Origin of the sequence: Bacillus sp. FSL W8-0183 (assembly GCF_038006825.1) — a bacterium.
Taxonomy (GTDB): domain Bacteria; phylum Bacillota; class Bacilli; order Bacillales; family Bacillaceae; genus Bacillus; species Bacillus altitudinis.
Genome location: NZ_JBBOVY010000001.1, coordinates 2724565 through 2742941, shown reverse-complemented (window position 1 = coordinate 2742941; position 18377 = coordinate 2724565). Strand labels below are relative to the sequence as shown.

Sequence of the window (18377 nt, the reverse complement as noted above, 5' to 3'; positions counted from 1 at the left end):
GTAACCTTATAAGTGATATCAAAGAAAAGATACCGCTGCCTCTATCACATTGTTTTTGATAAGCTATCTGTTTCAAAAGGTACAACTTTGCGACGTATCCTGTGAAACGGTAGAATAAGGGTCCAGATACAAAGATGTTACGATTACAGTATCAAATAACAAGGTAAAATCAATTATGGACAACAAAGAATTTGTATACGTTAGAGTAAGTAGCAAAGACCAAAATGAAGCACGACAACTGGATAGTATGTATGCTCTTGGAATTGATGAGTGTGATATTCATATCGATAAGCAAAGCGGGAAAGACTTCAATATAACTCAATACCAAGCTTTGAAATTGCATTTGCGAAAAGGAGGTACGTTAAACATACATTCATTAGATAGGCTAGGTCGTAACAAAAAGATGATTTTAAACGAGTGGAAAGATATCACACAGAAGAAGGAGATGATGAACCGAGTATGAAGAAATTCGAGCATTTACAAAATCAAATTGAGTGATTTTCTTTTGAATGAAGGTGAAAAAAGACAAGTATATAGATGAGAATAGAGATGAAGTTTGTCTTGTTTCAGATTTTTTATTGACGGATTAAAAGGGAGAAAATAAAACAGGAACAAAAGACAAAACAGAGAAAAATACATAATCCCAAACGTCTCATAAAAACAATGAGAGGAATGATCCCTTGTACAACATCGATCCAACAAACTTAATTTTTGAAAATGGAGAGAACAAAAGCAGCTCAGAAGGTGATCAATTATTTGTAAAACAGTTTGGCCATATTGAGATCACAAGCGGTCATATCGTTGCCTGTGATCCTTTTGTTTCAGAAGGGAACCAATCGTTTACGAGGAAGGTGGCTCTAGGGAAACATCCTATTCTACTGATGGTTAAGCGGTTAGAAAGCGGAGACGAACGCGTAGCCTATGCAATGATCAAGTTTACAAACGAGCAAGCAATAGAATGGGAGATTGCCACACGAGCAGGGCAGGAACTCAAACAATTAAAAGAAGACGAGTTCTTTGGCTACGGTGTAAATAAGGGGATGGGTTGTTTCATGGATGCGGAGACAGCACAATATCTTTAAGCTTATGAGGCTAAGCAATATAAAGAGGATAATTATTTTTATCTTTATGAGGAATTTGCAGAGCCTCTTGAGCAAAACTACAAGCATACATGGGACTGGCTTGTCACCCGTTTTCATAACAAAGTGGACATTGCCATGTTTACAACAGGCTTCGGTGACGGGATGTATCCAAGCTTTTGGGGGATAGATGAAAACGGGGAACCTGCTTGTCTTGTGACGGATTTTCTTATAGTGGATTGATGAGAAACCCATTAAACCAGGGGTTCTTATCAAGATATAATGTAGGAAATATTCACATAGACGTTAATATAAAACAAATTTTCTTAAATTTACCTTAAAATCATTGAAAATCTAATTGATATAATATAATATTTTTATTCAACTAAATTTCTAATGAACTATAAGGAGTATTTAACATGATGAAAAAAATAATTTCCACACTATTAGCTCTATCCGTATTTACCTTTGTTTTACAAGCACCAGCAAAGGCAACAGAAAATGAAACTGTTGTAATTAACACAAATGATTCTGTATCATCTGAAGGAGAATTAAATCCTGATCAACTTGCAGAAACTAAATTCGCCATCCCACTTCCTTTCTTCTTTATTCCAGGGTTAGGACAAGCTGCAGTATTAGCAACTGGTGCTGTCATTGTAGGTGGTATGATATTTTCTTCAAACTCTTGGGAGGCTCAAGTTGTCAAACATCATAAAATGACAGCAGACCAATTCATCTCTAAGAATAGAAAAGGGTCAATCAGAAAAGAGTTTCCAAGTGAATACTTAAATAAAACGATAGAACAAATCAACAAAGACGCAAAAAAAGGAAAAAAGAATGCTAAAAAAGCTAAAAAACTGTTAACAGACAACAGGTTTAAGAAGAAATGAAATGAAAGGTGATAATTTATGTACGATATTTATTCTGTAAAAGTTTTATTTGAATCAACAACTTCGCCACGATTAAGCCCTGAAAAAATATTTGAAGAGAGGATTTTTTTAATAAAAACAAAAAAGCCAGATGAAATTGAAAGTATCATATACGAAAACTTTCCAGAAGAAACTTATGAAAATTCAGAGGGGGGAATGACTACTAATAAAGTAGTTGCAATTTTAGATACCTTTGAATTAGTAGATAATTTAGAAGAAACAGTACATTTAAAAGAAGTTTATAGTCGTTATCTTGTGTTCGATAAAGAAACGTCTCCAGAAGAAGCTATTAAAAGATATTCTCTAGATAAATAAAATTCACACAAATTTGAAGTAATTGATATCAAAGCCATCTAGTCCAACTAGGTGGCTTTTGCGTTAGTTCGACAGCTTTCAGCAATTTTAAGGTAAATTTAAGCTTCCATTTCATTTCAATTATATTAAATTTTTGTTACAATAAGACAGGTTTGCCCGAAGACACGTTCATACTTTGGACATCTTTTTTTCATAAATTCTTAAAATTTTTATGTTTTGATATGAAACTCTTTTGATGGTCCATGCGTCTTTATAAGTGTCAAAAGAAAAGAGGTTATCAATATGCTATTCAAAAAGCTATCAGAAAATAAGTCTGTAAAATGGATAGGATATACAAGCTTTTACTTACTTATTTTGCTATTATTGTTCTTTATTTACGGATTCCATACAGCAAATACGGGATCATTCATTTACAACGATTTTTAATTGGAGATTAAACTATGAAACTATTACACACGATTCATGAATACCAACAAACGAAACCGACACAGCCAGCATTTGTTTCTCAACATGCTTCGATCACATATGATGAGCTTTGGCGTCTATCAGACCAAATGGCTGGTGCGATCGATGCAGTCGCAGCTGGCAGTGAACCTGTCATTGTCTACGGTCATATGGAGCCAGAGATGCTGATTTCTTTCTTAGGCAGTGTGAAATCAGGCAGACCTTATATTCCGGTCGACATCTCAATACCTATCGAGCGCATCGTCTCGATCATTGAAAGCTCAAAAGCCAGTCTATTGATATGTGCAAATGAGCAGAATGTATTAGATGTAGAAGAACACATTGAAGTGAAGAGTGCGGCATCGATTTTAGCACTTGAAAAAGAAGCACCGCCATCCACGCAGTGGGTTCAACAAGATGATGTTTTCTACATTATTTATACGTCTGGTAGTACCGGGAAACCGAAAGGCGTTCAGGTAACAGCCAGCAATTTAGAAAGCTTTACAGGATGGATGTGCCGCGATTTCCCAATTGGTGAGGGGCGCACGTTCTTAAATCAAGCACCATTTTCTTTTGACTTATCAGTCATGGATCTCTATCCAGCGCTTCAATCAGGCGGCACGCTGTACTGTTTAGTGAAAGATTTTGTGAATAAGCCGAAGGATATGTTTGCAGCACTTGGTCAATCTGACGTTGAAGTGTGGACATCAACACCTTCCTTTGTGCAAATGTGCTTAATGGATCCTTCCTTTACAGGGGAGCTTTTACCAGAGTTGAAAGTTTTCTTGTTCTGCGGAGAGGCACTTCCTGTCTCTGTAGCAAGCGCGCTTCTTGAGCGTTTTCCTAAGGCGCAGGTCTTTAATACGTATGGTCCAACTGAAGCAACTGTTGCGATTACATCGATTGAAGTCACGCAGGAGATTCTTGATCAGCACGATTCTTTACCAGTGGGTTATGCCAAACCGGATACAGATATCGTCATTTTAGATGAAGAAGGCAAGACACTCCCTGATGGGGAAAAAGGGGAAATTGTCATTGTGGGGCCAAGCGTCACGAGAGGCTACTTAGGTGAACAAGCCTTAACGGATAAAGTGTTTTTTGAACATGAAGGACGCCCTGCTTACCGCACAGGTGACGCAGGTGTGGCGCAGGATGGTTTGATTACGTGCCACGGTCGTCTGGACTATCAAATTAAGCTACATGGATACCGGATGGAGCTTGAAGAAATTGAATATCATGTAAGCGAGACAACGTATGTCAATGCTTGTGTGATTGTGCCATTCCAGCCAAACGGGCATGTGGAGTACTTAATTGCAGCAATTGTCCCAACTGAGCATTCCTTTGAAAAAGAATATCAGCTGACAAGTGCGATTAAGAAAGAAATGGCGGATTCACTTCCTGCGTACATGATTCCAAGAAAGTTTGTCTATCTGGAGCAGCTGTACATGACGCCAAACGGGAAGGTTGATCGTAAAAGAATCGCGAAAGAGGTTCTTCTATGATTCCGTTTAGTTCATTCTTTTTCTTCATTCTAATTGGTATTCTTCTTCTGCCGACGATGATACTTGGTCTTCGCGGCAAAAGAATGCAGGGCTACAACATGTTTGCAACGGTTGTGGCACTCGCGCTTATTTTCTCAAAGGATGCACATGGCGCATTGCTGCTGTTCTTGTTTACAGTGTGGCAAGTCTTGATCATTCGCCTATACCTTGCGTACCGGCTGAAGGCGAACCGTGCGTCTGTCTTCTATATGGCAGTGGTGGCATCGATTTTGCCCCTTGTACTATCAAAGATTTTACCGTTCTTTTTAACTCATCAGCCGCATCAACCGCCGCCAATGAACTGGCTGAGCTTTTTGGGGATCTCGTACTTAACATTTAAAGGTGTTCAGTTAATTATCGAGACGAGAGACGGCTTGATTAAAAAGAAAATCCCGATTCACCGTTTGGTCTATTTCATCGTCTTTTTCCCGACGATTTCGTCAGGTCCAATTGATCGTTACCGCCGGTTTGAAAAGGATATGGATACACCGCCTGAAAAAGAAGCGTACAGTGACCTTCTATATGCAGGGATTCATAAAATTTTTATTGGGTTCTTATATAAGTTCATTATTGGTTATCTCATTCACACATATATTCTCATGAATATTCATCACATTAGTAGCAGTCACTTTGTTCAACAGTTAACGTATATGTATGCGTACAGTATGTATTTGTTCTTTGACTTTGCTGGATATACAGCATTTGCTGTAGGTGTGAGTTATATCATGGGTATTAAATCACCAGAAAACTTTAACAAACCGTTTATCAGCCGTAATATTAAAGACTTCTGGAATCGCTGGCACATGTCGCTATCCTTCTGGTTCAGAGATTATGTGTTTATGAGATTTGTGTTCTTTATGACAAAGAAGAAGTGGATCAAGAACCGAATGGCTGTATCAAATATCGGGTACTTTGTCCTCTTTCTATTGATGGGTGCTTGGCATGGTCTCGCCCTTCAATACATTATTTACGGACTATACCATGCAGTTGTGATGTCCGGTTACAATTTATTCGAGAAGTGGAATAAAAAGCACAAGTGGTGGCCGGATAATAAGGTCACAATGGTTGTGTCGATCATTATTACATTCCATGTGATTTGTTTCGGATTTTATATTTTTTCAGGAAAACCATTTCATCATTAATGATTAAGGGAGTAGAAAATTATGGAATTTAAAAATCAAGTATACGGTATTATTGCAGAGGTTTGTCAGGACGACGTTGTGAAAGAAAATCCAGAGATTGCAATTTTTGACGAAGGTCTTCTAGATTCATTTGGTACAGTAGAACTACTTATGGCAATTGAAAGTCAACTTGGAATTACTGTTCCGATTACAGAGTTTGATCGTGATGTGTGGGATACACCGAATCACATTGCTGAGCAGCTGGCAGAGATGAAGTAATGAAAAAGCGTTTTTTTGGGCCGCTTATTTTAGCGGCTGTTCTATTCATTGGTGTTCTTCTTGTACCAAATGCATGGCTCTCACATCTGATCCCAAAAGACAAATTACAAAAGTCAGCCACAGAATTAGATCCAGGGATGTTCCAAGGGCTTTATTTACAAGATGAAATGCTAAAAGATCCAACTTATTTGCCGATCTATGGATCTTCTGAACTTTCCCGTTTTGATCCATATCACCCTTCGAATTTCTTTCATGAGAATCCTCAAGGGTTTACACCTTATCTTGTTGGAAAAGGTGGATCGCAATCATTAATTCATGCCATGAACTTTGCAGCGCATATGGATGAATTAAAAGGGAAAAAGCTTGTGTTTATCGTGTCCCCGCAGTGGTTTGTCAAAGGGGGATCAGACGAGAATCACTTTGCTCCTAACTATTCAGCGCTTCAGGCGCTTGATCTTGCTTATAATAAAGAAATTGATCCAGCTGTGAAAAAAAAGCTCATCAAAAGAATCATGAAGTTTAAGGCAGTAAAGAACGACATGGTCATCACAGAGCTTTTTAAAGCAGAGCTTTCTGGGAACAAATTCGCTTATGGCGCGATTTCTCCTATTGCAAAAATGTATTATGGCATGCTTCAAAAGAAAGACATGTACTATACAATCGGATCTGGGCATGAGCGCAAGCTTCGTCCGTCTCCTTCAGTGAAAGGGAAAACATGGACTGAGCTTGAAAAAGAAGCGAGTGTCTTAGGATCCGAAAAAGCAGGGGACAACCCGTTTTATATTGATCAGAGACTGTTTGATCGTAAGCTGAAGCCGATCATGAAAAAGATGAAGGATTCTCGTCGCGACAATTCTTATGCAGCATCACCTGAATATAAAGATTTCCAGATCATGCTGGATATTTTAAAACAGGCAGGGGCGAAGCCTTTATTTGTGACGATTCCCGTCAACGGAAAATGGTATGATTACACTGGTTTTCCGAAAGAGGGACGTACAGATTATTATCAAAAAATCAATCGTCAAATTCGAGATAATGGGTATGAAGTCGCAGATTTGACTTCGCATGAGTATGACCCATATTTCTTTAAGGACACGATACATGTGTCGTATAAAGGATGGGTATACATCGATAAGGCGATCGAAAAGTTTTACAAAGAGCAGTAGATTGCAGCAGCTTTCTGCTGCTTTTTGTTTGTCGAATGAGTGGATTTCTTGTATAAATAAGGTGGAAGGGCTATGCTGAATATGGAGGCGATACGATGAATCGTTCTGAGGAAAAAGAACTATTAAAGCGTTCAAAGAAGCATTTTAATGATCAAGCCTTTTGGGAAAAGTTAAAAAAGACGGCACAAAAAGCTGGAGTTTCTCTTGTCTATGCTGTGCTATTACTTTATTATACATTGCAAAAACCCGAAGTACCGGTTAAAGCGAAGACCCTCATCATTGGGGCGCTAGGGTACTTTATCCTTCCGATTGACCTGATCCCTGATACATTGGTGGGGATCGGCTACACAGATGATCTAGGCGCCATCACATTTGCTCTGCTTCAAGTCGCGATGTACATTGATGACGATGTCAAAGGGAAAGCGAAAGACAGGCTTGGAAAATGGTTCGGTGAAAAAAGCGATACGTCTTTCATTGATCAAAAGCTTGAAGATGGCGGTATGCCGTCTGCTTAAAGAAAAGCCTCCTAAACGGTGGCTTCAGTGTGTAGACAAACTCTCGCATTCTTTGTCAGTCCTGCGCTCCGGTGCTCGTTCTTCCTAGACTTCAAGGGTTTTCAACTACGCTGAAAAAAGACAAAGGGCTAAAATAAAGTTCATTTTAGCCCTTTGTCAACAATCTATAGCCTCCTAAACGGAGGTTTTTTTCATTATCCTAAAAATTTCACGCAAACCGGATGCGGAACGGTGATGTCTGATTGTAAGACAGTGAGTCGACCGGTTTCTTTGTCACGTTTGTATAACACAAGATTACTAGATTCTTGGTTTGAGCCGACGAGAAATTCTTCTGTTGGATCAAGGACAAAGTCTCTAGGCCAATTTCCTTCAGATGAAGCAATTTCAACGAGGCTTAGTTTGCCGTCATGATCTGCTTTGAAAATGGCAATGCTGTCATGTCCACGATTTCCTGCATACACAAAGTGACCGTCAGAAGACACATGAATGGCGCTGCCTTGATTATTCTCTGTGAAGTCATTAGGAATGGTTGCGATCGTTTGGATCTCTTCGAAATGACCATCTTCAAAGTAACGAAGTACAATGACCTCTGAGCTGAGCTCTGTCATCACATAGGCCACAGGTTTCGTTGGGTGGAATGTGATATGACGAGGGCCGCTTCCTGGTTTTGTTTCAAATGTATGGGTAAGCTCAAGTTTGCTGTTTTCTTTCTTATACGTATAAATTCCGTCTGTGCCAAGGTCAACAGCTACTGCAAATTGTTCATCAGGTGTCAAACCCATAAAGTGAGTGTGCGGTTTTTCTTGACGGTCTTCGTTTGGTCCAGTGCCTTCATGCTGCGCCTGTGACAGCGTGCGAATCACTGAGCCGTTTTCAGCATCAATTTCGTACATCTCTGCTGTTCCTTTATGATAGTTTGCTGTAAACGCTGTTTTCGTTTGGCTGTCCACGCTGACGTGACAAGGAGAAGCCCCATCGGCAAGCTCTTGGTTGATGAAACGAAGTGCGCCGGTGTCGGCATCAATTTGATACGCAGCAAGACCGCCCTGTGCTCCTTCTTTCACAACAGCATACACAAACTTTTGAGAATCTGAGACAGTTAAATATGTAGGATTTTCAAGTTCTGCAGCCACTTCTACTTGTTCAATCTGCTGCTTGTCCGTATTTAAAGTAAAAGAATAGATTCCTTTGCTGTCTCCCTTTGTATACGTTCCGATATAACCTCTGATGTTAGCCATGTATTGCCCTCCTTCTATTAGATGCTCTCATTCTATCATAAATTCATAGGAAAACGCTTTAGAAAGGCATGCTGAAGGAAAAAACAAACGCAATGAAATCTCACAATATTCTTCAAAAACCGTGTGAAAAAATATCACAAAAGCTTGTTCAAAAGAAAACAGTTCATGTAGAGTAAATAAATTGAAGAAAAAATACAAAAAATTTTAAGTTTTTTCATTCCTTGTCTAGCAAAGGTGTAAGCGTATACATTTTATTTTGATTAGTCTAAATTGTCTAATAATTTTAAAAATGCTGTTGACACTGTATGGAAAGCGGCGTAAGATGGGTTCAACAAAAGCAAACAGACACGCAGAGTAAGCGTAAGACACTTCAATATAAAGTGTCTGAAAATTCAACTACTTTTTGTTTGAAAGAGAGGGTGCTCACTGAAGATGGAAGACCAAAAGGAACAGTGGATCTTTTTAAACGATGAACTCGTGAAAAAAGAGGATGCGAAAATTTCAGTTTATGATCATGGCTTCTTATATGGTGACGGTGTGTTCGAAGGAATACGTGTATATAACGGAAATATCTTTCGAATGAAAGAACATTTAGACCGCCTGTATGATTCCGCTAGATCGATTATGCTGAACATTCCATATTCACTTGAGGAGCTCACTGAAAAAATGATTCATACAGTTGAAAGGAACGGCCTAAAAGATGCCTATATCCGCCTTGTTGTCTCAAGAGGAGCCGGTGATCTTGGCTTAGATCCAAACAACTGTGGGAGAGCCAACACAGTGATCATTGTAGAGCCGCTGGCCATCTTTCCAAAGCACCTATATGAAACAGGTATTGATATTGTGACAGTACCAACGAGGCGAAATCGTCCTGACGTACTAAGTCCAAAAGTGAAATCATTAAACTATTTGAATAACATCCTTGTCCGAATCGAAGCCCATATGGCCGGTGTGAGTGAAGCGCTGATGCTGAACGATCAAGGGTACGTGGCAGAAGGTTCTGCAGACAATGTGTTTATTTATAAAAAAGGTAAGCTCTATACACCGCCAGGTTATATCGGCGCTCTTGAAGGCATCACAAGAAATGCCATCATGGAAATCGCAGAAGACTTAGGCTACGAAGTGAAAGAAGAACCTTTCACAAGACATGATGTGTATACAGCTGAAGAAGTCTTCCTGACAGGAACCGCTGCCGAAGTCATCGCTGTTGTAAAAGTTGACGGCCGTATCATTGGCGAAGGAAAGCCAGGGTTCCACACACAAAAACTTCTTGAACAATTCCGCAAACGAGTCGTTGAAGAAGGAGAAAAAGTAGTCTTTACCGATGAAAACATTCACGCAAGCTAAATAGATATCGATAAACGTTGAAGAGGACTAGTAGCTTTAGAGTCAGTATCTACAGAGAGCCGGTGCTAGCTGGAAACCGGTGTTACTTTCTAAAGTGAACTCACCTCTGAGTGTCTGCTTGAAATGATAGTAGGGCAGACCGAGTGACATTGCATCACTCGTTACCAAAATGGATGAAAGATGTCCATGAGACGGCAGCATGATTTGCCGTGAACAAGGGTGGTACCGCGAAAAACAAAGCTTTTTCGCCCCTTTGACCTAGTGAAAAGTAGTGTCATTGTGGGGTGAGAAGGCTTTTTTATATGGTCTCATATCTCTATCTTGAATGGAAAAGGGTGAAAGGACTTGACTGAAGCAAGACAAAGAGGAGGAAATCAAATGGGGACAAATGTACAAATGGAGACGGGAAAATCAAATGCACCACAAACGATGAACGGTGCACTCATGTTAATTGAAGCACTCAAAAGAGAAAAAGTAGAAGTCATTTTTGGTTATCCTGGCGGAGCCGTTTTACCGATCTACGATAAAATTTACGATTCTGGTTTATTTCATGTCCTGCCAAGACATGAGCAAGGAGCGATTCACGCAGCGGAGGGATACGCAAGAGTATCTGGTAAACCAGGCGTTGTTATTGCCACATCAGGACCGGGGGCAACCAACCTAGTCACAGGAATTGCGGATGCGATGATTGATTCACTACCTATGGTTATCTTCACTGGACAGGTGGCAACCTCAGTCATTGGATCAGATGCTTTCCAAGAAGCAGATGTACTTGGTATCACAATGCCAATCACAAAACACAGCTATCAAGTGAGACGCCCAGAAGAGTTACCGGGTGTCATTAAAGAGGCATTTCACATCGCAACAACCGGCAGACCTGGTCCAGTCTTGATTGATATTCCAAAAGATGTCGCTGGCATTGAAGGGACATTTGAATACGATCAGCCAATCGATTTGCCAGGTTATCAGCCGAAAATTGAGCCGAATTATTTGCAAATTCGCAAGTTGGTAGAAGCTGTAAGCAGAGCAAAGAAACCAGTTATTCTAGCAGGAGCTGGCGTTCTTCACGGCAAAGCGTCGGAAGAATTAAGGCAATATGTAGAGCAGCAACAAATCCCTGTCGCTCATACATTGCTTGGGCTTGGTGGATTCCCAGCAAAGCATCCTCTTTTCCTAGGAATGGCGGGTATGCACGGCACATATGCAGCGAACATGGCACTACATCAATGTGACTTACTCATTTCAATCGGAGCGAGATTTGATGACAGGGTAACCGGCAACCTCAATCATTTTGCAAAGCATGCGAAGGTTGCTCATATTGACATCGACCCAGCGGAAATTGGTAAAAACATTCACACCCATATCCCAGTTGTTGGTGACAGTAAGCTAGTGCTTCAAGAACTGATCAAGCAGGACGGGAAAAAAGGTGAATCAGACGAGTGGAAGAGCCAGCTAAATCAGTGGAAGGAAGAATATCCACTCTGGTATGTCGAAAACGAAGCTGAAGGCTTTAAGCCTCAAAAGCTGATCGAATACATTCATCAATTTACAAAAGGTGAAGCCATTGTGGCAACTGATGTCGGACAGCACCAAATGTGGGCTGCGCAGTTCTATCCATTCGAAAATGCCGATAAATGGGTGACATCTGGTGGGCTTGGCACAATGGGATTTGGTTTACCGGCAGCGATTGGCGCGCAGCTAGCTGATCAAGAGGCAACGGTTGTGGCGATTTTAGGAGACGGAGGTTTCCAAATGACCCTGCAAGAACTTGCCGTTATCCGTGAGCTGAACCTTCCAGTGAAAGTGATTGTTCTCAATAATCACAGTCTTGGAATGGTAAGACAATGGCAAGAAATTTTTTACGAAGAACGCTACTCACATTCTAAATTTTCAGAGCAGCCAGACTTCGTGAAATTATCTGAAGCTTATGGCATTAAAGGGATCAGAATCTCATCAGACGAAGAGGCGCAAGAAAAGCTAGAAGAAGCATTAACGTCTAGAGAGCCTGTTTTCATCGATGTCAATGTAGCGAGAGATGAGAAAGTATTCCCGATGGTAGCACCGGGGAAAGGACTTCATGAGATGGTGGGGGTGAAACCTTGAAAAGAATTATTGTGTTGACTGTATTAAATCGATCAGGCGTACTGAACAGAATCACAGGCCTTTTTACCAAAAGACACTACAATATTGAAAGCATTACGGTCGGCCATTCTGAGATTCAAGATGTATCACGCATCACGTTCGTCGTCCATGTAGACCAGGAGAAAGACATCGAACAGCTGACAAAACAGCTGAACAAACAAATCGATGTCCTCAAAGTAACGGATATTACAAACCAATCAATCGTTCAGCGAGAGCTGGCTTTGATAAAAGTCGTATCTGCACCAGCATCTAGAATGGAGATCACGGGGGTCATTGAACCTTTTAGGGCTTCTATTGTAGATGTGAGCAGAGAAAGTGTCGTCATTCAGGTGACAGGTGAGTCTTCAAAAATTGAAGCACTCATTGAATTACTTAAGCCATACGGCATTAAAGAAGTCGCCAGAACTGGCACCACGGCCTTTGCGAGAGATAATCAGCAAAAGCCGCAAACAAATAAAACAATTTCAATTGTCTAAACAAAAGGAGAGAGTCAAATGGTAAAAGTATATTATAACGGTGATATTCAAGAAAACGTATTAAACGGTCAAAAGGTAGCTATCATTGGTTACGGATCACAAGGTCATGCACATGCATTGAACTTAAAAGAGAGCGGCGTAGATGTCATTGTCGGCGTAAGAAAAGGCGGATCTTATACAAAAGCACAAGAAGACGGTCATCAAGTATTCACAGTAAAAGAAGCAGCAGCACAAGCAGATGTCGTCATGGTATTACTTCCAGATGAGCAGCAAAAGAAAGTATATGATGAAGAAATCAAAGATCAATTAGAAGCAGGGAATTCACTTGTATTCGCACACGGATTCAACGTTCACTTCCATCAAATTGTTCCTCCAAGTGACGTAGATGTGTATCTTGTGGCTCCAAAAGGTCCAGGACATCTTGTAAGAAGAACATATGAGCAAGGCGCTGGTGTACCTGCACTATTTGCTATCTATCAAGATGTATCAGGTCAAGCGAAAGACAAAGCACTTGCTTATGCAAAAGCAATCGGCGGAGCAAGAGCGGGCGTTCTTGAAACAACATTTAAAGAAGAAACAGAAACGGATCTATTCGGTGAGCAGGCAGTTCTTTGTGGAGGTCTTACTTCATTAGTAAAAGCAGGTTTTGAAACATTAACAGAAGCTGGTTATCAGCCGGAGCTTGCATACTTCGAGTGTCTGCATGAACTGAAATTGATCGTTGACCTTATGTATGAAGAAGGATTAGAAGGTATGAGATATTCCATCTCTGATACAGCGCAGTGGGGTGACTTCGTATCAGGACCACGCGTTGTGGATGCAAAAGTAAAAGAATCAATGAAAGCAGTCTTGACTGACATCCAAAACGGAACATTCGCGAAAGAATGGATTGTTGAAAACCAAGTGAATCGTCCACGTTTCAATGCGATCAATGCAAATGAAAATGAGCACCAAATTGAAATCGTCGGAAGAAAGCTTCGTGAAATGATGCCTTTCGTTAAACAAGGAAAGAAAAAGGAAGCGGTGAGCGTCGGTGCGAAAAATTAATTTTTTTGACACAACACTTCGAGATGGAGAGCAATCACCAGGAGTGAACTTAAATGCACAAGAAAAGCTAATCATTGCTAAGCAGCTTGAGCGCCTTGGGGTTAATATCATTGAAGCGGGTTTTCCCGCTTCATCCCGAGGGGATTTCTTAGGCGTACAAGAAATTGCAAGAACGATTAAGAACTGTTCAGTTGCAGGACTTGCACGATGTGTGAAAGGTGACATTGATGCTGCATGGGACGCATTAAAAGATGGAGCTCAACCAAGAATACACGTCTTTATTGCGACTTCTGACATTCACCTCAAGCATAAGCTAAAGAAAACACGTGAAGAAGTGGTTGAACAAGCTGTTTCAATGGTGAAATACGCGAAAGAGCGCTTCCCAGTTGTTCAGTGGTCAGCAGAAGATGCATGCCGGACAGATCTTTCTTTCCTAGCAGAAATTGTAGAAAAAGTGATCGACGCAGGCGCAAGTGTCATTAACTTGCCTGACACTGTTGGATACCTAGCACCAAAAGAGTACGGAAATATCTTTAAATATATGAAGGAACACGTTCCAAATATCGATCAAGTCATCTTGTCAGCACACTGTCATGATGATTTAGGAATGGCTGTAGCGAACTCACTTGCTGCCATTGAAAATGGAGCAGATCAAATTGAAACAGCTGTCAACGGTATTGGAGAGCGCGCAGGAAATGCTGCTTTAGAAGAAATTGCAGTTGCCCTTCATATTCGCAAAGACTTTTACCAAGTCGAATCAACCATTCAGTTGAATGAAATTAAGCGCACAAGTGATGTAGTGAGCAAATACTCAGGTATGATTGTACCGCGTAATAAAGCAGTCGTTGGAAACAATGCATTTGCCCATGAATCAGGTATTCACCAAGATGGATTCCTCAAAGAAAAAACAACCTATGAAATTATCTCTCCAGAGCTTGTAGGCGTCACAACAGATGTGCTTGTCCTTGGTAAACACTCCGGAAGACACGCGTTTAAAGACCGCTTAAAAACACTCGGCTTTAAATTGACTGAAGAAGAAATCAATAAGTTCTTCGAAACGTTTAAGAACTTAACAGAGAAGAAGAAAGAAATCACAGATGATGATTTAATCTCTATTATATTAGAAGAAAAAGTAGCAGACCGTAAAATTGGCTATGAATTTGAAAGTCTTCAAGTTCACTATGGGACAGAGCAAATGCCGACAGCAACAGTCTCTCTTAAAAATCAAGAAACGCAGGAAGTCATTCAAGAAGCAGCTACAGGTGCAGGCAGTGTAGAAGCTGTGTACAACACGCTTGAGCGCTGTATGGAGGAAAGAATTCATTTGCTAGATTATCGTATTCAATCCAATGGAAAAGGCAGAGACGCACTAGCGGAAGTATATGTCACTGTTTCAATAGAAGGAAAAGAAACAGCAGGACGCGGTGTAGCGCAAGATGTGCTGGAAGCATCGGCTAAAGCTTACGTCAATGCAGTGAATAGACATTTAATCTTTAAATCAAACTTAATAGAAATTGAGAAACATCACGCCATCTCATAAGAAAGGAGGAAGGGACTCATGAAAAAGAAAATTGCACTTTTGCCCGGCGATGGAATCGGACCGGAAGTCGTCACATCAGCCGTCGCTGTCCTGAAAGAGACAGCGGCTCAATTTCAACACGAATTTGAATTCGAAACAGCTCTCATTGGCGGTATAGCGATAGATGAAAAAAACAATCCGCTCCCTAAAGAAACAGTAGAAGTGTGCAAAAGCGCAGATGCGATTTTATTAGGAGCCGTTGGCGGACCGAAGTGGGATCAAAACCCGCCAGAACTTCGCCCAGAAAAAGGCTTGCTCTCCATTCGCAAGCAGCTGGACTTATTTGCGAACATCCGCCCTGTCAAAGTATTTGATAGCTTGAGTGAGGCTTCACCGTTAAAACAAGATCACATTAACGGAGTAGATTTCGTCATCGTTCGTGAATTAACTGGAGGTCTCTACTTTGGCGAACCAAGTGAGCGCTACACGGATGATGAAGGAAAAGAAGCTGCGGTTGATACACTTCTTTATACAAAGGAAGAAATTGTTCGTGTATTAAAAGAAGCGTTCGACATGGCGTTAACGAGACGGAAAAAAGTAACGTCTGTGGATAAAGCAAATGTTCTCGCTTCGAGTAAACTATGGCGGGATGCGGTAGAAGAAGTTGCATCCCAATATCCAGATGTCGCATATGAGCACATGCTCGTCGATAATGCCGCGATGCAGCTTATTTATAAGCCCGCTCAATTTGATGTCATCGTGACAGAGAATATGTTTGGTGACATTTTAAGTGACGAAGCATCTATGATTACTGGCTCACTCGGCATGCTGCCATCTGCTAGTTTATCAAGCACCGGCCTTCATTTATATGAGCCGATTCATGGTTCAGCACCCGATATTGCGGGGCAAAATGTCGCAAACCCTCTGGCTACTATATTGTCAGCAGCCAGCTTGCTTAGAACATCCTTTGCTTTAGAAGAAGAAGCGGCTGCAATTGAAGCTGCTGTGGAAGCCGTTCTTGCCTCTGGCAAACGAACAAAGGACCTAGCATCAAAAGAGGGAACGTATGAAACGACTGATGATATCACGAAAGCCGTTGTAGATGCACTCAAACAACGTACGAAATCCATTGTATAAATAGAAATCTTGTTGAATTAGGTAGAGGGAGGAAAAAGGGTTATGCCTCGAACAATCATCGAAAAAATATGGGATCAGCATGTTGTCAAAAATGGCGAGGGAAAACCAGACCTTTTATATATTGATCTGCACTTGGTGCATGAGGTGACGTCACCTCAAGCATTTGAAGGATTAAGACAAAAAGGGCGCAAGGTGCGAAGACCACAAAACACATTTGCGACGATGGATCATAACATTCCGACTGTGAATCGATTTGTGATCAAAGATGAGATTGCGAAGAAGCAAGTCAGTGCTCTAGAGCGCAACTGTGCTGAATTCGGGGTCCGTCTAGCTGACCTTCACAGTGTAGACCAAGGAATTGTTCATGTCGTTGGACCTGAGCTTGGTTTAACACTTCCGGGGAAAACAATCGTGTGTGGAGATAGTCATACATCTACTCATGGCGCATTTGGTGCACTTGCCTTTGGGATTGGCACAAGTGAGGTTGAGCATGTGCTTTCCACACAAACACTTTGGCAGCAGCGTCCGAAGACACTAGAAATTAGAGTAGACGGAACGCTTCAAAAAGGGGTAACAGCCAAAGATGTCATTTTAGCAGTCATTGGCGCACATGGCGTGAAGTTCGGTTCAGGTTATGTCATTGAATACACTGGGGAAGTATTCAGAAACATGTCAATGGATGAGCGGATGACCGTTTGTAATATGTCAATTGAAGCAGGCGCAAGAGCAGGATTGATCGCACCGGATGAAGTGACCTTTGAATATTGCCGCGGACGCAAATACGCACCGCAGGGTGAAGATTTCGAAGCAGCGATAAAAGAATGGAAAGAACTAAGAACAGATCCGGGTGCGACCTATGATAAAACCATTGTTTTAGATGGAAATCATATTTCGCCAATGGTCACGTGGGGAATTAACCCAGGAATGGTGCTCCCTGTGGATGCAGCAATTCCAGGACCTGAAGATTTTGCACAAGAAGATGACCAAAAAGAAGCAAAACGTGCTTATGAATACATGGGGGTTCACCCGCATCAGCGTATTGAAGATATTACGATTGAGCATGTGTTTATTGGCTCATGTACGAACTCAAGAATGACTGATTTACGCCAAGCCGCTTCTATGATTGAAGGACAAAAAGTAGCTGATCATGTCAGAGCGATTGTGGTTCCTGGCTCACAAAGTGTCAAACTGCAAGCAGAAGAAGAAGGTCTTCATGAAATTTTCCTAGAAGCAGGATTTGAATGGAGAGAATCTGGCTGTAGTATGTGCCTCAGTATGAATAACGATGTGGTGCCAGAAGGTGAACGATGTGCATCTACATCAAACCGTAACTTTGAGGGACGTCAAGGGAAGGGTGCAAGGACGCATCTTGTCAGCCCGGCAATGGCTGCAATGGCTGCCATACATGGCCGATTTGTCGATGTCAGGAAGTTTAATCAAGAGAAAACAGTCGTGTAAGGAGTTGTGTCATAGATGGAGCCTTTAGTCACTCATAAAGGAAAAGCCGCTGTGCTTAACCGTATAAATGTAGATACAGATCAAATCATTCCGAAACAGTTTTTGAAAAGAATCGAACGAACAGGATATGGCCGATTTGCCTTTTTTGACTGGCGATATTTAGCAGATGGCAGTCCAAATCCAGATTTTGAGCTCAATCAGCCGATTTATGAAGGAGCCTCTATTTTGATCGCAGGCGAAAACTTTGGGTGCGGGTCATCAAGGGAACATGCGCCTTGGGCGCTTGATGATTATGGTTTCAAAATTGTCATTGCCCCATCTTTCGCCGATATTTTTCATCAAAACTGTTTTAAAAACGGGATGCTTCCAATTCGCCTTGATTATGATGTGTGGAAAACGTTTGCTGCATCATATGAAAACAAAGGATATGAAATGACAGTTGATCTGGAAAAACAACAGATTCAAGACCATGAAGGGAATGTTACTCCTTTCGATGTAGATCCACACTGGAGAGAAATGCTCTTGAATGGCTATGATGAGATTTCATTAACATTGTTACTAGAAGATGAGATTCAAGCATTTGAAGAAAAACGTAGCAGCTGGCTGCGTGCATAAACAACGAGA

Annotated in this window: 18 protein-coding genes, 1 pseudogene and 1 other annotated feature; of the genes and pseudogenes, 18 read left to right on the top strand and 1 reads right to left on the bottom strand. The window is 41.1% G+C overall.

Annotated elements, in window-relative coordinates; all coding sequences use genetic code 11:
• The first annotated feature begins 175 nt into the window (after positions 1-175).
• The 10 genes and pseudogenes from NSQ64_RS14610 (at position 176) to NSQ64_RS14565 (ending at position 7389) form a co-directional block, all read left to right on the top strand.
• The gene (locus NSQ64_RS14610) at positions 176-463 is read left to right on the top strand and encodes a recombinase family protein (protein WP_341017095.1); all 288 of its coding nucleotides are present in this window, start codon (positions 176-178) and stop codon (positions 461-463) included.
• A 217-nt stretch (positions 464-680) separates the two neighbouring features.
• Positions 681-1322: pseudogene (locus NSQ64_RS14605) on the top strand (DUF4241 domain-containing protein).
• Positions 1323-1498: 176 nt separating this feature from the next.
• Positions 1499-1969 carry a hypothetical protein gene (locus tag NSQ64_RS14600; protein WP_216894800.1) on the top strand — a complete coding sequence of 157 codons (471 nt, stop codon included), beginning with the start codon at positions 1499-1501 and terminating at the stop codon, positions 1967-1969.
• A gap of 18 nt (positions 1970-1987) precedes the next feature.
• Positions 1988-2323: a DUF4288 domain-containing protein gene (locus NSQ64_RS14595; RefSeq protein ID WP_079920222.1), complete on the top strand. Its 336-nt coding sequence runs from the start codon at positions 1988-1990 to the stop codon at positions 2321-2323.
• A gap of 276 nt (positions 2324-2599) precedes the next feature.
• Positions 2600-2749 carry a teichoic acid D-Ala incorporation-associated protein DltX gene (locus NSQ64_RS14590; RefSeq protein WP_024427820.1) on the top strand — a complete coding sequence of 50 codons (150 nt, stop codon included), beginning with the start codon at positions 2600-2602 and terminating at the stop codon, positions 2747-2749.
• A 14-nt stretch (positions 2750-2763) separates the two neighbouring features.
• Positions 2764-4269, top strand: coding sequence for a D-alanine--poly(phosphoribitol) ligase subunit DltA (dltA, locus tag NSQ64_RS14585; RefSeq protein WP_341017091.1), 1506 nt, complete (start codon positions 2764-2766; stop codon positions 4267-4269).
• Positions 4266-5450: a D-alanyl-lipoteichoic acid biosynthesis protein DltB gene (dltB, locus tag NSQ64_RS14580; RefSeq protein ID WP_035391213.1), complete on the top strand. Its 1185-nt coding sequence runs from the start codon at positions 4266-4268 to the stop codon at positions 5448-5450. Before dltA ends, dltB begins: the two co-directional genes overlap by 4 nt.
• A gap of 21 nt (positions 5451-5471) precedes the next feature.
• The gene (dltC, locus tag NSQ64_RS14575) at positions 5472-5708 is read left to right on the top strand and encodes a D-alanine--poly(phosphoribitol) ligase subunit 2 (RefSeq protein ID WP_003216498.1); all 237 of its coding nucleotides are present in this window, start codon (positions 5472-5474) and stop codon (positions 5706-5708) included.
• Entirely contained in the window at positions 5708-6874 is a 1167-nt protein-coding gene (gene dltD, locus NSQ64_RS14570) for a D-alanyl-lipoteichoic acid biosynthesis protein DltD (protein ID WP_259253287.1), read from the top strand. Before dltC ends, dltD begins: the two co-directional genes overlap by 1 nt.
• Positions 6875-6969: 95 nt before the next feature.
• Complete coding sequence (locus NSQ64_RS14565; protein ID WP_341017086.1) at positions 6970-7389, top strand: YkvA family protein; 420 nt, start codon at positions 6970-6972, stop codon at positions 7387-7389.
• Between the two features lie 194 nt (positions 7390-7583).
• Here NSQ64_RS14565 and NSQ64_RS14560 read toward each other — a convergent pair whose 3' ends face one another.
• Positions 7584-8627 (bottom strand): lactonase family protein, encoded by a 1044-nt coding sequence (locus tag NSQ64_RS14560; RefSeq protein WP_341017084.1) that lies wholly within the window; start codon positions 8625-8627, stop codon positions 7584-7586.
• A gap of 432 nt (positions 8628-9059) precedes the next feature.
• Between NSQ64_RS14560 and ilvE the strand changes: the two genes are divergently transcribed.
• The 8 genes from ilvE (at position 9060) to leuD (ending at position 18368) form a co-directional block, all read left to right on the top strand.
• The gene (gene ilvE / locus NSQ64_RS14555) at positions 9060-9974 is read left to right on the top strand and encodes a branched-chain-amino-acid transaminase (RefSeq protein ID WP_047946273.1); all 915 of its coding nucleotides are present in this window, start codon (positions 9060-9062) and stop codon (positions 9972-9974) included.
• Between the two features lie 8 nt (positions 9975-9982).
• Positions 9983-10230, top strand: a binding site (T-box leader).
• A 122-nt stretch (positions 10231-10352) separates the two neighbouring features.
• Entirely contained in the window at positions 10353-12077 is a 1725-nt protein-coding gene (ilvB, locus tag NSQ64_RS14550) for an acetolactate synthase large subunit (RefSeq protein WP_341017081.1), read from the top strand.
• A complete protein-coding gene (gene ilvN, locus NSQ64_RS14545) occupies positions 12074-12592 on the top strand; it encodes an acetolactate synthase small subunit (protein WP_007501584.1) in 519 nt (172 codons plus the stop codon). Before ilvB ends, ilvN begins: the two co-directional genes overlap by 4 nt.
• A gap of 18 nt (positions 12593-12610) precedes the next feature.
• Positions 12611-13639 (top strand): ketol-acid reductoisomerase, encoded by a 1029-nt coding sequence (ilvC, locus tag NSQ64_RS14540; RefSeq protein WP_007501581.1) that lies wholly within the window; start codon positions 12611-12613, stop codon positions 13637-13639.
• Entirely contained in the window at positions 13626-15179 is a 1554-nt protein-coding gene (locus NSQ64_RS14535; RefSeq protein ID WP_008342850.1) for a 2-isopropylmalate synthase, read from the top strand. Before ilvC ends, NSQ64_RS14535 begins: the two co-directional genes overlap by 14 nt.
• Positions 15180-15197: 18 nt before the next feature.
• On the top strand, positions 15198-16295 hold the full coding sequence (gene leuB, locus NSQ64_RS14530) for a 3-isopropylmalate dehydrogenase (RefSeq protein WP_341017079.1): 1098 nt from the start codon (positions 15198-15200) through the stop codon (positions 16293-16295).
• Positions 16296-16337: 42 nt separating this feature from the next.
• Entirely contained in the window at positions 16338-17753 is a 1416-nt protein-coding gene (leuC, locus tag NSQ64_RS14525) for a 3-isopropylmalate dehydratase large subunit (protein ID WP_007501575.1), read from the top strand.
• A 15-nt stretch (positions 17754-17768) separates the two neighbouring features.
• Positions 17769-18368 (top strand): 3-isopropylmalate dehydratase small subunit, encoded by a 600-nt coding sequence (gene leuD / locus NSQ64_RS14520; RefSeq protein ID WP_008342843.1) that lies wholly within the window; start codon positions 17769-17771, stop codon positions 18366-18368.
• Positions 18369-18377 lie beyond the last annotated feature (9 nt).